This is a genomic window from Saccharothrix coeruleofusca, from assembly GCF_014648515.1.
In the GTDB taxonomy this organism is placed as follows: domain Bacteria; phylum Actinomycetota; class Actinomycetes; order Mycobacteriales; family Pseudonocardiaceae; genus Actinosynnema; species Actinosynnema coeruleofuscum.
In genome coordinates, this window is the sequence record NZ_BMRG01000018.1 from 35,433 (window position 1) to 48,805 (window position 13,373).

The window sequence follows — 13,373 nt, forward strand, 5'->3', positions numbered from 1 at the left end:
GCGGGCACGGGGTTCGCGGTGCTCGTTCGGGTCGGCTACCCGCCCGCGGCGGCGCCAACCCGGTCGTCCCCGATCAGCGGGCCGCGGCGGCCTGGAACTGCCGGGGCGGGGTGCAGGGGTGCTCGACCGCGACGACCTCGGCGAGCGCGTGCAGTGCCTGGTCGAGCCAGCTGTCCACGCGCGGGTCGGCGATTCCGCTCGCGCCGACCACGTCCGCGGTGACCGCGCTGCGGTGTGGGCCGATCCGCAGCACCTGAACGCGGCCGCGGTAGCTGGGGGTGGCGTCGCTGCCCCACACCACCCGGAGGTTCTCCCAGTCGATCGCGATGTGCCGCTCGACCGCGCCGTGCGGCAGCCACAGCCGCACCAGGTTCGGCCCGTAGCGCTCCACCTCCAGCCCGCGGGGCAGCCAGGCGGACAGGTTCTCCAGGTCGGTGATGATCTCGAAGAGGTTCTCGGCGTCGGCGGGCATGGAGAGGCTGCGGGTCAAGGTGTTCCTCACGGTCGGGGATGTCGCCCCCCATCCTGGGGGAGGAGCCCGTCCTTCCACCTGACAACTGCCTGACGATCACCCCACCGGGGTCAACGCGGTGTTGCGGCAGGTCACCGAGGTGTTTCGGGCAGCTCGACGAAGAACCGCGCGCCCCCGCCGGGGCGCGGCTCCACGCCGGTCGTGCCGCCGTGGCGCTGCACGTGCTGGGCGACCAGGGCCAGGCCGAGCCCGCTGCCGGTGTCGGCGCCGCGGCTGCCCGCCCGCGCCCCCCGGTCGAACCGCTGGAAGACGCGCTCGCGCAGCTCGGGGGGCACGCCGGGCCCCGCGTCGTCGACCTCCAGCCGCACCCGGCCGTCCCGGCGCAGCACGCCCACCCGGATCGCGCCGCCCGCGTGCCGGTCGGCGTTGTCCAGCAGGTTGCTGACCACCCGGTCCAACCTGCGGCGGTCGCCGAGCACCCACGCCGGTTCCGCCTCCAGCGGCGTCGTGGAGCCCGGCCGGGCCGCGAGCACGTTGCGCACCAGTTCCGCCAGGTCGATCGGCTCCGCCTCGGACCCGTCCGCCCGCTGGTCGGCGCGGGAGATCTCCAGCAGGTCCACCACCATCCGGGCGAACCGGTCGACCTCGCCGGTCAGCAGGTCCAGCGCCTTGCCCGCGGCGCCGGGCAGGTCGGCGCGGCGGCGGCGCAGCACCTGGACGGCGTTGACCATGGTGGTCAGCGGGGAGCGCAGCTCGTGGCTGACGTCGCCCGCGAACCGGGCGTCGCGCAGCACCCGCCGCTCCAGCGCCTCGGCGGTGGCGTTGAACGTGGTGGCCAGGTGGGTCAGGTCGGGGTCGGTCTGCGGAGGCAGCCGCGCGCTCAGGTCACCTCCCGCCACCCGCGAGGCGGCGCGGGTGAACTCGGTCAGCGGACGCAGCGCGCGACGGCCGGTCCAGACCCCCAACCCCACCCCGAGCAGGCCGCTGACCAGCACGCCCAGCACCATCACCGCGCTGAGGAAGCGGAACGTCCGGTCCAGCTGCACCAGGGGCACCAGTTCCACGTAGGCGCCCTCGGCGGCGGTGATCGGCAGGGTGACCGCGAGCACCGGCACGCCCTCCACGCGCAGCCGCTGCTTGGCCGCGGTGCCCTCGCGGCCGAGCGCCACCAGGGACCGGGGCAGCACGCCGGGGTCGACCTGGCGTCCGCTGGTGAGCACCCCGCCGGGGCGGAACAGCAGCACGGTCGAATCCGGCCCGGTGGTCAGACCGGTCAGCAGTTCCTCCAGGCCCTGCGCGCCCTGGCGCAGCGACTGGTCCACCAGCCGCGCGTTGACCTCGGCCTGCCTGGCGCCCGCCTGCTCGCGCTGGCGCAGCAGGTAGTCGGTGGCCAGCGTCCAGGTCGCGAACGACAGCGCGCTGGTGATCAGCAGCGATCCGGCGCCCAGCGCCAGCGCCACTCGCCGCCGCAACGACAGCCTGGGCACGGCTGTCACCGCGGGACGCCGCACCCGCGCGGGCCGGGGCGCGTCGAAGACCTCATGGTCTGCCCTCCGTCCCGTGCGGGCGTCGCGCTCCGGTCGGCCGAGCACGGCGATCGCAAGGTGATTGCAAGGTCGTCGTCGGTGAATCCGGACCAGAGTATCCGTCGGTATCCGACATGATGAGCGACCGACCACCGCCCGAGCGCCGCCGAGAGAGCAGACCCCTTGCCGTGACCGCCATCCCCAGCAGCACCCCCGGCGTCGCCCCCGGCGACCGGGACCTGTCCGATCTCGTCCTCATCTGCGACGGTTGCGGCCGGACCTTCCGCCACGACGAGCGGGGGTGGGACCTGCTGTGGTCGTCCGCGCAGGGGGCGGGGTGGAGGGGACGGGACAGGGCCGTGGGACCGCACTTCTGCTCGTGGTGTGGCGCGGCGTGACGGCGGGCTGGGGCGCCGCACGTCGGACACGTGCGGCGCCCGGCCCCGCTCAGCCCCGCGAGACGGGGGTGTAGGTCAGGCAGTTGGCGGCGTGGCCACCGCTGCCCGGTCCGACGCGGACCCCGGACGCGGTGCACTCCAGGTCGGAGTTGTACTGGCAGTCCGTGCGCGAGCAGGCGCCCACCTGGGCGATCACCTTCGTCAGGCCGCCCTTGGTGGACAGCGGGACGAACGTGCCGCAGTCGGCTGCGCCGTCGGTGCCGTTCACGGTGATCGCGAACGCGTGGCACCCGTCGTGGTTGTACGAGCAGCCGGTGACGGTGCACTCGTGGACGGCAGGCATTTCAGTTGTGGTCATGACCGCTCCTCTGGACAGCGGGCTCCGTCAATCGGAACGGTGCCACCGGCGATTCGGGCCCGCAACCGGAGAGAATTTAGGGGAGCCTAACCTATTATCTTTTGCGGATTGCGTCTTCCCAGTTCAGAGGCCGCACGCAGGGGTGATGGGTAAAACCGCACATCGCTCGGAGAGGTGTTCCGCGACCCATAAGGGGGACCATTGAAAGTGGTGCCTCCGGCGTTGTCGGACCGAAATCGATCGCTTGCCCGCGAAGTGCCGCGCACGGCCGGGAACGGGGTGCGCGGCGGTCGTCGCCCGGCGAGCGCCAGGGAACGCGGCCGGGCCTGTCGCCCGCTTGGGTCGTCGAGCGGACCCGGCGGGCCGCCGCCGAGAAGGCCAGGCAGGACCTGCGGGCCGGGCAGCCGCGCGAGTGGCTGGTCGACCGGCTCGCAGGCCGGGTGCTGGCCGCGCTGGACCTGGCAGTGCCCCCGACGGCGCCCGCCGACCCGCACGAGGTACGCCCGGTCCGGTTGGAGGAGGAGGCCCTGAGCCGGGTGACGGCGCGGCTGCTGGGCGAGGCCAAGGACCTGCTGCGTGTCCTGCTCTTCGGCGGCGCCGAGGACGGCGTGGACCTGGCCCGCACCGAGTGCGAGCTGCTCACCCTCAAGTCGATTCTGTAGGCCGCGACGACGGGACCCGGATCACCGCGCCTCCTCACCCACGTGGGCCTCGGCGGGCCGGGCCTCGGCGGGGCGGGGCTCCGCCGTGGGCAGCACGGCGGTCACCCGGAACCCGCCGCCCGCCACCGGTCCCGCCGCCAGCGTGCCGCCCACGACGGCCAGCCGCTCGCGCAGCCCGAGCAGGCCGTGGTCGGTCGGCAGCACGGCGCGCCCAGGCCGCAGGCCGCGGCCGTCGTCGACGACCGCCACGGTCAGCTCATCCCGGTCCCAGCACAGCCGCACCTCGGCGTCCGCGCCCGGCCCCACGTGCTTGGTCACGTTGGTCAGCGCCTCCTGCACCACCCGGTAGGCCGCCAGGTCGACGCTGGCGGCGAGCCCGCGCGGCACGCCCTCCACCCGCGTGCGGACCCGCACCCCGGCCGCCGAGGCCGCCGCCACCAGGTGCGCCACGTCGGCCAGACCCGGCTGCGGTCCGTCCGCGGTCGCCTCGGCGTCCTCGCGGTCGGGGCGCAGCGCGGTCAGCATCCGGCGCAGCTCGCCCATGGCCTGCTCGCCGGACTCCTCGATGTGGCCCAGCGCCTCCCGCACCCGTCCCTGATCGCTGTCGAGCACCCGCCGCGCGTTCGCCGCCTGCAGGACCATGACCGTCACGGAGCGGGCCACGATGTCGTGCAACTCCCTGGCGATGCGGGTGCGCTCCTCCAGCACCGCCTCCCTGGCCTCGGCCCGCCGCCGGAACGCCAGGTCGTCCGCGTGCTGCCTGCTCATCCGCACCCAGCGCCCGGCGGCCCACGCGCAGCCGTACAGCACCAGGTAGAAGGCCAGCGTGCCGTACAGCGCCGCAGCCCGGCCCTCCGCCGGGCGGGAGCCGGACTCCAGCAGCGCGGCGAGCACCGCCAGCGGACCGGTCGCCGCCAGCGCCCCGACGGCCACCGGGGTGCGGGCGCGCAGCGCCACGGTGAACAGCGCAACGCACGGCGTCGCGGTCGGCCGGAAGTCGATGCCGCTGACCGGGGCGGCCAGCGCCGCACAGGTCCAGACCACCGCGAACACCGCGACGGGGCGCCTGCGGCGGGCGGAGAGCGCCAGCAGCCCCACCCCGGCGAAGGCCAGGGCAACGGCCGCGCTCGCGTTCGTCGCCGGGTGGCGGCTGAAGGTGGAGAACAGGAGCACGTCCAGGATCGCCGCCGACACGGCCAGCGCCACGTCGGCCGCGCTCGCGCGGGACAGCCACCAGTGCTGTCCCGTGATCATGACCCGTTCTTCTCGCGGACCGGGGTGGACTCGCCCACGGCGGGCTGGACGCCGGACAGCGCCACCGGGCGCTGGAACACCGGTTCGCGCTGCTCCCGCTCGACCGCTGCCACCTGCCGTGGCGACTCCGGCGGGATCGCCTCGCACGCGCCCGCCGGCACCGCACCCTTCAACGCGCAGCCGGCGCGCTCGGCCCGCAGTCGCTCGCCCCCGGTCGGCGGTAGCGGAAGCACGAGCGGGTCGACGCCTCCGGTGGCCAGGTGCTCCTCCACTGGTCTCCCGTCGAAACCCGCGCTTTGCGCGGACACCACCAGTCGCACATCGGAACCGGACATTCTTTCCTCCCCGTTCTCGCGTCAATCGCTTTGTTCGCACGCCCCGAGAACAATGGGACCGCCTTGTCCCTGCACGTATCGTCCACCCGGTGTCGGACCTTGAGCCTCCCTCTGGAGGCTTACCTCGAACGAGGGGCGATGGACACGGAACTGCCTGATTAGGCCCCTTGAGTGAGGGGGAGATGCTCCGATCGGGCAGCCCGTACGGGCACTGCGGGGCGCACTTTCGCCCCGTTCCCCCCGCTGGCGGACGCGGTGAATCCGCCCGTTGCCGGACGAAAGGGGCGAATCCGTGGGAATCACTTTTCCCGAAATCAGCGACTCGCGATGGCCGCGAGACCCGAGTGGTCGGCGCGGTGGCGCTCGACGTGGTGACCGTCGAGGCGACCGCCGGCTCAACCCCGAGCAGGCGCTCGCGGTCGTGCGGGCGTGGCGCGGGTTGTCCTCAGGCGAGGGGAAATCCCTGCACAGCAACGGAACCATCGCGATGCGGTGTTCATTCAGGACGGACGACGAGTTCACCGACCTCGCGGGCCACGGCGTGCTGGGCGCGGTCGGGTAGGGCGACGTGGCCCGGCGCGGGATTCCCGGCGGCTGCTCACTGCGGGACCTGCGCGCGGTCAAGGGTCCGGACCTGCTCGTCGAGGTCGAAGGAATCGCACCGCGACCGGAGAAGGAGTGACCACGCGGGACACGTCGGCCTCGATCCTCCTGCCGCCGCCGTACCTGCCGGTGCTGATGGTCACCGACGGCGAGTCGGTCGCCCCGCCTGCGGGCGACCCGGACCGGCACGACACGCTGTCGGCGGGGCCGCGTGGCCCGCCGCGAGCGCGTCACAGCGCTTCTGCCCCCGCTGCTGCCCGTGATGCGATACAGTGAGTGCGAGAGAGACCACTGCCCGCCTCCTGCGGGCTCTCCGGGTCGGTCCGATCCGGTTCTCCAGTCGAGGACGGGGAGCCGACAGCGCCGCCGGGGCATCGGGTCGTTCCCGCCACTGCCTCGTTCCGCGAACGCGCTTCCTCCGATCCCTCATCGGCCGCACGGCCGTCGAAGGGCTCTCCCACTCGACCTCCAGGCAGATGGAGCCCGCATGAGCCGAACCAGACCACTCGGACCGCGACGCGTTGACGACGCGGCCCTCCCGCAGGGCAGTGTCCTGCCCGCACAGCGGACCCACACCACCGTCCTGTCCGACGCGGCGGACGCCTTGTCGCGCGCCCTCGGTGATTACGTGCGGATGGTCGCGGAAGCGGTCGGCGTCCCCCGCGAGGGCACCACCTGCGAGGTCACCGACACGGTGACCGCCTACCTCGCGCTGAACTGCCGGTCCGCGCAGCACCCCGGCCGCGACCTCATGCTGGCCTGGAGCGCTTCGCAGGGATGGGTGCTCTCGGTCGAGACCGCACCGGCCGAACCGCCGGTGGTGCTCTCGCGGGCGGGTCGGGACCTGGTCCCGGCGCCGGGGGCGGTGGCCCGGTTCGTCGCCGAGTCGACCACCCCGCGCCCCCGGGAGCGGGCCTGCGCGGTCCTGCCCGCGCACGTGGACTGGTCCGACCTGGCCGAGCGCATGGAACGCCACACCCGTCCCGCACGGGACACCTCAACCGCATCGCGAAAGGAAAACCCATGACCCACAACGGAACCCGACTCACCCCGAACCGCGCCAACCCCGTCCACCCGGTCGTGTTCAGCCACTTGGACACCGAGATCAGGGCCGTCTCCCGCCAGTCGCGCGGTGTGCCGGCCGTGCGCTTCCAGCCGCTGCCCGCCTCCGGCAGGTGACGCGGGCCATGTCCTCCGACGACCCGAGCGCGCCGCCCCCGTCCGGGGTGATCAGAACCGACCGGCTGGTGCTGCGCCCCTGGCGCGTGGAGGACGCCGCCGCGGCGCTGGAGGTCTACGGCAGCGCGGAGGTCACCCGGTGGCTCAGCCCCGTGATGGACCGCGTGCCCGACCTGGCCGCCATGCGCTTGTTGCTCCAGCGGTGGATCGCCGAGGACGGCAGGCTCACCGCGCCCGCCGGGCGGTGGGCGCTCCACCGCGCTGACGACGACCGCGTGATCGGCGGAGCCGTCCTGCTGCCCCTGCCGCCGGGCGACGAGGACCTGGAGATCGGGTGGCAGCTGCACCCCGGCGCGTGGGGCGAGGACTACGCGGGTGAGTGCGCGTTCGCCTTGGCCCGGCTGGCCTTCGAGCACGGCGTTGACGAGGTGTTCGCCATCGTCCGGTCCGACAACGCGCAGGACGCCGCGGCGATCCGCAGCAACGGCATGTACTGGGTCGGCGAGACGCGCAAGTACTTCGGACTGGAGTTGCAGGTGTACCGGCTGCGCGCGGCGGACCTCGACCGCGCGGCCCCCGAAGGGCACCGGCCGCCGCGCTGAGCGGTTCGCGTCGTCGCCCGGCACCGGGCGCACGTGCCGCGGCGACGGGCGGAGAAGTGTCCGGTGTGGACGCCGATCAGGCGGGAACGTGCCGATCGTGCGGTGCGGTGTCCGGGTCCGCGCCCGGCAGGCCCAGCATGGACAGCAGTTCCCGGCGGTCGTTCGCGTCGAGCGAGTGGTTCGCCACCGTGCGGCCTGCCCGGATCTGGCGGGCCGCCTCGGCCCGCTGGGCGGCGGAGCGCGTCTCGGCGAAGTCCGCGGCGGCGCCTCGGGACCGGTTCGGACGTCCGTCCGGTGTCATGCGGGTTCCCCTTCTGCTGCGGGTTGACCTCGACGTGCGGCGAGGTCGGGGTCGTCCGCCGGGCCCGTGGGCGCGGCGGGACCGCTCCACCCGCGGGTCGCGGGAGTCGAGGGGAGTGGTGGTGCGAGCTGGCGGTCCGGCGACAAGCCGGTGCTCCCGTCCCCGGCCGGAACCACCGGACCGGACTGGATCGAGGACTGCGGCGGCGGGATGCCGACGCCTCGTACCCCGACGGGCCGACTGTACCGCACGGCGGGTCGATCCGGCGGCCCCGGAGCAGTACGTTCTGGCCATGTCAGGAGAATTCGGCGGTCCGGAACTGGCCCCCACGCTGTCCGAGTGGCTCAAGGCCAGGCAGGAGACCGAACGGCACCTGGCGGGCGCGACGCCGCCGATCGACGCCCAGTGGGCGCAGCGGCTGGCCGACCTGCTGGCCACCGAGCGGTCGTGGCAGGAGCAGTACACCGACCTCGTCGCGCTCGGCAGTCGGGGTGGTCGGTTCCCCCGCTCCAACCGCTGACGGCACCACCGCCGGGAAGCGCTCGTGGCGGGCGATTCGCCGCACCGGGTCCGGCTCTTTCCGGAACTCGCGCGAATGCGTGGCGACGCCCATTCCGGCAGCCCGAGAAATGCGGTGCCGCGGTGTCCGAATGGGCGGTCGCGCAGTTCGTGGCGGATGCTCGCGCGGCGGCACGGACTGCCCTCAACGGACCATTGATCCGGTGATCGGCGTCGGTACTGTTGAGCTGTGGCGAATCGCCTCCTGCTCGGAGCTATCGTGGTTTTCCCGCTACTGCTGCCGGGCGCGGCGGTCGGCTGCGGTGCGGAGGTCCCGGTGCCGCGAGACGCGCGCGGGTTCGTCTACCAGTTGCAGGGCTACCAGGACGGCGGGCTCGATGCTCTGGCCGCCGCGCCGTTCCGGTACGCCGTCATCGACCTGGCGCGCGACGGCGGGGACGGCTACTTCAGCGCCGAGGAGGTCGGCGTGCTGAAGAAGTCGGGCAAGCGGGTGCTGGCCTACTTCGAGATCGGCTCGATCGAGTCGTTCCGGCCCGACTACGCCGCCATCCGCGACGACCGCGCGGACCTGCTGCTCAACGAGTGGCCCAGCTGGCCCGGCGAGCACTTCGTGCGGTACTGGGACCAGCGCTGGTGGGAGCTGGGCGTGCGACCGCGCGTGGACCGGGCGCTGGCCGCCGGGTTCGACGGGGTCTACCTGGACACCCCGCTGGCCTACGAGGAGATCGACCTAGCGCTGGTGCCCGGCATCGGGCGCGAGGAGCTCGGCCGCCGGATGGTCGAGCTGATCGCCAGGATCAGCGCGCACGGCAAGCGGACGGACGCGGATTTCCTGGTCTACCCGCAGAACTCGCCGGAGCTGCTGCACCACCACGGCTACCTGGAGGCGGTCGACGGCATCGGCGTGGAGGAGCTGTTCTTCCGCGCCACCGACGAGCCGTGCGCGGCGGACTACTGCGCGCAGAACCTGGCCGAGACGAGAAAGCTGCGCGCCGCCGGGAAGACCGTGCTGGCGGTGGACTACGCGGTGCGCCCGGAGAACGTGGAGAGGGCCTGCCGGGCGTACCGCGAAGAGGGTTTCGAGGGCTACGTGTCGGTGCGGGAGCTGGATCGGATCAGCGCCCCGTGCCGGTGAACCGTGGCGCGCACCGAGTGAGGGAGTGGTTGTGGCGGAGGAGTTACCGGGAATGCGTCGGATCGGCATCATGGGGATGGGGTACGTCGGCCTGACGCTGGCCGCGGCACTGGCCCGCAAGGGCTACGAGGTGCACGGCGTGGACACGCAGGCAGCGGTGCTGGACTCGCTGTCGCGCGGTCGTCCGCACATCTTCGAGCCCGGCGTCGAAGAGGTCTTCGGGGAGTGGGTAGGCAAGCGCATCTTCCTGTGGCCGGAGCTGCCCGAGGACGTGGACGCGGCGATCATCTGCGTGTCCACGCCGGTGGACGAGGCCGGTCGCGAGCCGTACCTGGGCAACCTGGCCGCCGCCGCCGAGCACATCGCCAAGCGGTGCTCGCCGCGGACGCTGGTGGTGGTGCGCAGCACCGTGCCGGTGGGCGCGACGCGGTCGGTGGTGCTGCCCCGGCTGGTCGACGCGTGGGGTTCGGCGCGGCTGGTGATGGCGCCCGAGCGGACCATCCAGGGGCAGGCGCTGCGCGAGCTGGTCGAGCTGCCGCAGGTGGTCGGCGGGCTGGACGAGGAGAGCCTGCGGCTGGGCCTGGAGCTGTTCGGCGGCCTGGCCGCCCAGCTGGTGCCGGTGTCCACCCTGGAGACGGCCGAGCTGGTCAAGCTGACCAACAACTGCCACACCGACGTCATCTACTCCTTCGGCAACGAGGTGGCCCGGCTGACCGAGCGGCTCGGGCTGGACCCGCTGGAGGTGATCCGGGCGACCAACCTGGACTACCCCCGGCCCAACATCGCCAAGCCCGGCTACGTCGGCGGCGGCTGCCTGTCCAAGGACCCGTACATCCTGATGTCCAGCGCCGACCGGACCGGCTACGTGCCGCCGCTGGTGCGCGCGGCGCGCCAGGTCAACGAGGACACGCCGGTGCACGTCGCGGGCCGCGTCGTGGAGCTGATGGGCGCGGCGCGCGAGCGGACCCTGCTGGTGCTGGGCTGGGCCTACAAGGGCTGGCCGCCCACCGACGACATGCGCGGCACGCCCATCGCGTCGATGATGCCGGTGTTCGCCGAGGCGGGCGTGCGGGTGCTGGGCCACGACCCGCTGGTGAGCGCGGAGGTGATCCGCCGCTACGGCGGCGAGCCGGTCGACCTGGCGGCCGGGTTCGCCGCCGCCGACGCGGTGCTGGTCATCACCGACCACCCCGAGTACCGGCGGCTGGACGTCGACGCGCTGCTGCCGGGATCGGGCGTGCGCCTGGTCTACGACTCCTGGCGCGTCCTCGACGCGGAGCGGGTGACCCGGCACGGCGTCCGCTACGCGGGCCTGGGCTACGAGCCCGTCGAGGAGGCGGCCGGATGAGGCACCTGGTTCTCGGCGGCGCCGGGTTCATCGGCGTCCACCTGACCCGCAGGCTGCTGGCCGACGGGCACGAGGTGACCATCGTGGACGACTTCTCGCGCGGCAGGCGGGACCCGGAGCTGGACGAGCTCGGCGTGCCGGTGATCTCCGCGGACCTCACCGATCCCGCGTCGCTGGACGGCGTGCCGCACGAGTTCGAGCGGGTGCACCTGCTGGCCGCGGTGGTCGGCGTGCGCAACGTCGAGCGCGACCCGGCGCGCGTGATCAACGTCAACACCCTGGCCGTGCTCAACGCGCTGCGCTGGGTCGAGCCGCACCAGAAGCTGTTCTTCGCCTCCACCAGCGAGACCTACGCGGGCGGGGTGGACGCGGGTGTGGTGCCGGTGCCCACCGGCGAGGACGTGCCGCTGGTGGTGCAGGACGTCACCTCGCCGCGCTTCGCCTACGCGGTGAGCAAGATGCTCGGGGAGGCGGCGGTCGTGCACACCGGCCGCGCCAAGGGCGTGCCCGTGGTGGTCGGCCGCTTCCACAACGTCTACGGCCCTCGGATGGGCGCCGACCACGTGATCCCGGAGCTCTCGCTGCGCGCGATCCGCCGCGAGGACCCGTTCCGGGTCTACGGCACCGACCAGTTCCGGGCGTTCTGCCACGTGGACGACGCGGTGGACGCGGTGGTGCGGCTGGTGGAGGCGGAGGACGCGGCGGGACGGATCGTCCACATCGGCAACGACTCCGCCGAGACCAACATCGGCGAGCTGGCCGAGCTGGTGCTCAAGATCGCCGGGCACAGCCCCGAGCTGGAGCGGGTGCCCGCGCCGCCGGGCTCGGTCCACCGCCGCTGCCCGGACCTGACCAGGCTCCGCGCGCTGACCGGGTTCGAGCCGGAGGTGTCGCTGGAGGACGGTGTCCGGCGGACCTTCGAGTGGTACCGGGACAACTGGGCTTGATCCCCGCGTGGGTGAAAATGCCGCTCCACCGGCATTTTCACCCACGCAGCCAGGTCAGAGCCCCGCCCAGACGTCGCGCACGGACGCCGCCAGCGAGTGCCGCGGCGACCATCCCAGCGCACGCCGGGTCCTGGTCAGGTCCGCCGCGATCCAGGACACCGCGCCGGAGCGGGCGGGAGCCGGGTCGGACTCGACGACCTGGCCGGTGAAGCCCGCGGTCTCGGCCAGCAGCTTGACCGCCTCGCGCACGGTGACCGCGTTCCCGCTGCCCACGTTGAGCACCGGCTCCGGCGGCGTGGCCACCAGCGCCGCCGCGGCGACCGCCTCGGCCACGTCGCGCACGTCGACGAAGTCGCGGAACGCGCCCAGCGGGCCGAGCACGACGTCCCCGCCGCTGACCAGCGCCGCGCGGATCGCCTCCGCCGCGCGGCCCAGCACGGTGCCCGCGGGCATCCCGGCGCCGATCGGGTTGAACACCCGCAGCACCACCGCGTCCAGCCGCCCGGCGGCGACGGCCGAGCGCACCAGCGAGGTGCCCGCCAGCTTGGTGATCCCGTAGGGCGCCACCGGGTTCGCGGGCGCGTCCTCGGCGACCGGGATGCCGTCGGGCACCACCCCGTACTCCGCCGCCGAGCCGAGCGAGACCAGTCGCGCGGCGGGCGCGGCGGCGGGGATGGCGTCGAGCAGGTGGGCGGTGGCCGTGACGTTGGCCGCCACCAGCTGCGCCGTGCTGCCGTCCAGCGCGCCGGTGCAGTTGACCACCACGTCGGGCGCGGTCGCCGCCAGCACCCGCGCCAGCTGCTCCGGTGGGCCGTGCACGAGGTCGTGGCGCACCCACCCGGCCTCCTGCGGGGCGGTGCGGCCCACCCGGACCACCGCGACCTCCCCCGGACCGGCCGACAGCGCCGCGGCCACCTGCCTGCCCAGGTAGCCGGTAGCGCCGAACAGCAGCACCTTGACCGGGCTCACGGGGCGTCCACCGGAGCGGCGCGCCGACCGGGCAGCAGCGCCGAGCGCACCTGCTCGAAGCAGCGGTTGGCCTCGTCGTAGTCGTCGGGGCGGCCGATGTCGAGCCAGTAGCCGCCGAACTCGTAGGCGGCGGGCTCCTCGCCGCGCGCCAGCAGGTCCAGCACCAGCTCGTCCAGCCCGAAGGGGACGCCGCGCGGGTACGGCGTGAGCGTCTTGCGGGACATCGCGTACACGCCCATGCTGACGCCGTAGGACAGCACGGGCTTCTCGACGAACTCCACGATCCGGCCCCGGTCGGTCTCCAGCGTGCCGAAGTCGATCTTCACCTTGCGCTGGTAGGTGGCCACGGTCAGCGGCGCCTTGGTGGCCACGTGGTGGTCCAGCAGTGCCACGTAGTCCAGGTCGGTGAGCACGTCGCCGTTCATCACCAGGAAGTTCTCGGGCAGCTGGTCGACGAAGTTGAGCAGCGGTCCGATGGTGGACAGCGGCTTCTTCTCCTCGGCGTAGTCGACCGCGATGTCCCACTTGGACCCGTCGCCGACGAACGCGCGGATGAGCGCGCCGAGGTGGCCGATGGCCAGGGTGGCGCGCTGGAAGCCGTGCGCCTTGAGCTGCTGCAGGATGATGTCCAGGATCGCGTACTCCTCCCCGATGGGCACCAGCGGCTTGGGCAGCGCCGTGGTGTAGGGGCGGAGTCGCACCCCCTGGCCGCCTGCGAGTATGACCGCGTGCATCAGATCACTCCCTTGTCATAAGTGGTGCCGA

17 protein-coding genes are annotated in these 13,373 nt (G+C 73.4%); 9 read left to right on the top strand and 8 right to left on the bottom strand.

All coding sequences use genetic code 11. The features are described from left to right. Positions 1–73: 73 nt before the first annotated feature. Both IEZ00_RS29860 and IEZ00_RS29865 read right to left on the bottom strand, forming a co-directional pair. The gene (locus tag IEZ00_RS29860; protein WP_189226704.1) at positions 74–502 is read right to left on the bottom strand and encodes an SRPBCC family protein; all 429 of its coding nucleotides are present in this window, start codon (positions 500–502) and stop codon (positions 74–76) included. Between the two features lie 101 nt (positions 503–603). Next, complete coding sequence (locus IEZ00_RS29865; protein WP_229796222.1) at positions 604–1,959, bottom strand: sensor histidine kinase; 1,356 nt, start codon at positions 1,957–1,959, stop codon at positions 604–606. 227 nt (positions 1,960–2,186) lie between these two features. Here IEZ00_RS29865 and IEZ00_RS29870 point away from each other — a divergent pair, with 227 nt between their 5' ends. Next, positions 2,187–2,396, top strand: coding sequence for a hypothetical protein (locus IEZ00_RS29870; protein WP_189226706.1), 210 nt, complete (start codon positions 2,187–2,189; stop codon positions 2,394–2,396). A 49-nt stretch (positions 2,397–2,445) separates the two neighbouring features. On the opposite strand, the gene IEZ00_RS29875 is transcribed toward IEZ00_RS29870, so the two are convergent. Then, positions 2,446–2,754: a DUF1540 domain-containing protein gene (locus IEZ00_RS29875; RefSeq protein WP_189226707.1), complete on the bottom strand. Its 309-nt coding sequence runs from the start codon at positions 2,752–2,754 to the stop codon at positions 2,446–2,448. A 440-nt stretch (positions 2,755–3,194) separates the two neighbouring features. Between IEZ00_RS29875 and IEZ00_RS29880 the strand changes: the two genes are divergently transcribed. After that, positions 3,195–3,416, top strand: a complete 222-nt coding sequence (locus IEZ00_RS29880; protein WP_189226708.1) for a hypothetical protein — start codon at positions 3,195–3,197, stop codon at positions 3,414–3,416. A 21-nt stretch (positions 3,417–3,437) separates the two neighbouring features. On the opposite strand, the gene IEZ00_RS29885 is transcribed toward IEZ00_RS29880, so the two are convergent. Together IEZ00_RS29885 and IEZ00_RS29890 are read right to left on the bottom strand one after the other, a co-directional pair. Further along, the gene (locus tag IEZ00_RS29885) at positions 3,438–4,670 is read right to left on the bottom strand and encodes a sensor histidine kinase (protein WP_189226709.1); all 1,233 of its coding nucleotides are present in this window, start codon (positions 4,668–4,670) and stop codon (positions 3,438–3,440) included. After that, positions 4,667–5,005 carry a hypothetical protein gene (locus tag IEZ00_RS29890; protein ID WP_189226710.1) on the bottom strand — a complete coding sequence of 113 codons (339 nt, stop codon included), beginning with the start codon at positions 5,003–5,005 and terminating at the stop codon, positions 4,667–4,669. The genes IEZ00_RS29885 and IEZ00_RS29890 overlap by 4 nt, the downstream gene beginning before the upstream one ends. 1,090 nt (positions 5,006–6,095) lie before the next feature. On the opposite strand from IEZ00_RS29890, the gene IEZ00_RS29895 reads away from it, so the two are divergent. The 3 genes from IEZ00_RS29895 to IEZ00_RS29905 are packed head-to-tail and all read left to right on the top strand — an operon-like array spanning position 6,096 to position 7,389. Continuing rightward, positions 6,096–6,635, top strand: a complete 540-nt coding sequence (locus IEZ00_RS29895) for a DUF6292 family protein (RefSeq protein ID WP_189226711.1) — start codon at positions 6,096–6,098, stop codon at positions 6,633–6,635. Further along, the gene (locus tag IEZ00_RS29900; RefSeq protein WP_189226712.1) at positions 6,632–6,787 is read left to right on the top strand and encodes a hypothetical protein; all 156 of its coding nucleotides are present in this window, start codon (positions 6,632–6,634) and stop codon (positions 6,785–6,787) included. The genes IEZ00_RS29895 and IEZ00_RS29900 overlap by 4 nt, the downstream gene beginning before the upstream one ends. 8 nt (positions 6,788–6,795) lie before the next feature. Further along, complete coding sequence (locus IEZ00_RS29905; RefSeq protein WP_189226713.1) at positions 6,796–7,389, top strand: GNAT family N-acetyltransferase; 594 nt, start codon at positions 6,796–6,798, stop codon at positions 7,387–7,389. Positions 7,390–7,465: 76 nt separating this feature from the next. Here IEZ00_RS29905 and IEZ00_RS29910 read toward each other — a convergent pair whose 3' ends face one another. Next, positions 7,466–7,690: a hypothetical protein gene (locus tag IEZ00_RS29910; protein WP_189226714.1), complete on the bottom strand. Its 225-nt coding sequence runs from the start codon at positions 7,688–7,690 to the stop codon at positions 7,466–7,468. Between the two features lie 292 nt (positions 7,691–7,982). On the opposite strand from IEZ00_RS29910, the gene IEZ00_RS29915 reads away from it, so the two are divergent. The 4 genes from IEZ00_RS29915 to IEZ00_RS29930 all read left to right on the top strand — a co-directional run bounded on the left by IEZ00_RS29915 (position 7,983) and on the right by IEZ00_RS29930 (position 11,639). After that, entirely contained in the window at positions 7,983–8,210 is a 228-nt protein-coding gene (locus IEZ00_RS29915; RefSeq protein WP_189226715.1) for a hypothetical protein, read from the top strand. A gap of 258 nt (positions 8,211–8,468) precedes the next feature. Next, entirely contained in the window at positions 8,469–9,344 is an 876-nt protein-coding gene (locus IEZ00_RS29920; RefSeq protein ID WP_229796223.1) for a glycoside hydrolase family 191 protein, read from the top strand. 52 nt (positions 9,345–9,396) lie between these two features. Continuing rightward, positions 9,397–10,692 (top strand): nucleotide sugar dehydrogenase, encoded by a 1,296-nt coding sequence (locus IEZ00_RS29925; protein ID WP_189226717.1) that lies wholly within the window; start codon positions 9,397–9,399, stop codon positions 10,690–10,692. Beyond that, the gene (locus IEZ00_RS29930; RefSeq protein ID WP_189226718.1) at positions 10,689–11,639 is read left to right on the top strand and encodes an NAD-dependent epimerase/dehydratase family protein; all 951 of its coding nucleotides are present in this window, start codon (positions 10,689–10,691) and stop codon (positions 11,637–11,639) included. The genes IEZ00_RS29925 and IEZ00_RS29930 overlap by 4 nt, the downstream gene beginning before the upstream one ends. 54 nt (positions 11,640–11,693) lie before the next feature. Here the strand turns inward: IEZ00_RS29930 and IEZ00_RS29935 are convergent, their stop codons facing one another. Together IEZ00_RS29935 and IEZ00_RS29940 are read right to left on the bottom strand one after the other, a co-directional pair. After that, the gene (locus IEZ00_RS29935; RefSeq protein ID WP_189226719.1) at positions 11,694–12,608 is read right to left on the bottom strand and encodes an NAD-dependent epimerase/dehydratase family protein; all 915 of its coding nucleotides are present in this window, start codon (positions 12,606–12,608) and stop codon (positions 11,694–11,696) included. Beyond that, a complete protein-coding gene (locus IEZ00_RS29940) occupies positions 12,605–13,342 on the bottom strand; it encodes a sugar phosphate nucleotidyltransferase (protein WP_189226720.1) in 738 nt (245 codons plus the stop codon). The genes IEZ00_RS29935 and IEZ00_RS29940 overlap by 4 nt, the downstream gene beginning before the upstream one ends. Positions 13,343–13,373 lie beyond the last annotated feature (31 nt).

Bases quoted from the DNA above. Each gene is read 5' to 3' on its own strand.
- IEZ00_RS29875 (WP_189226707.1), bottom strand. From the start codon at position 2,754: ATGACCACAACTGAAATGCCTGCCGTCCACGAGTGCACCGTCACCGGC.
- IEZ00_RS29885 (WP_189226709.1), bottom strand. From the start codon at position 4,670: ATGATCACGGGACAGCACTGGTGGCTGTCCCGCGCGAGCGCGGCCGAC.
- IEZ00_RS29890 (WP_189226710.1), bottom strand. From the start codon at position 5,005: ATGTCCGGTTCCGATGTGCGACTGGTGGTGTCCGCGCAAAGCGCGGGT.
- IEZ00_RS29895 (WP_189226711.1), top strand. From the start codon at position 6,096: ATGAGCCGAACCAGACCACTCGGACCGCGACGCGTTGACGACGCGGCC.
- IEZ00_RS29900 (WP_189226712.1), top strand. From the start codon at position 6,632: ATGACCCACAACGGAACCCGACTCACCCCGAACCGCGCCAACCCCGTC.
- IEZ00_RS29905 (WP_189226713.1), top strand. From the start codon at position 6,796: ATGTCCTCCGACGACCCGAGCGCGCCGCCCCCGTCCGGGGTGATCAGA.
- IEZ00_RS29910 (WP_189226714.1), bottom strand. From the start codon at position 7,690: ATGACACCGGACGGACGTCCGAACCGGTCCCGAGGCGCCGCCGCGGAC.
- IEZ00_RS29915 (WP_189226715.1), top strand. From the start codon at position 7,983: ATGTCAGGAGAATTCGGCGGTCCGGAACTGGCCCCCACGCTGTCCGAG.
- IEZ00_RS29925 (WP_189226717.1), top strand. From the start codon at position 9,397: ATGCGTCGGATCGGCATCATGGGGATGGGGTACGTCGGCCTGACGCTG.
- IEZ00_RS29930 (WP_189226718.1), top strand. From the start codon at position 10,689: ATGAGGCACCTGGTTCTCGGCGGCGCCGGGTTCATCGGCGTCCACCTG.
- IEZ00_RS29940 (WP_189226720.1), bottom strand. From the start codon at position 13,342: ATGCACGCGGTCATACTCGCAGGCGGCCAGGGGGTGCGACTCCGCCCC.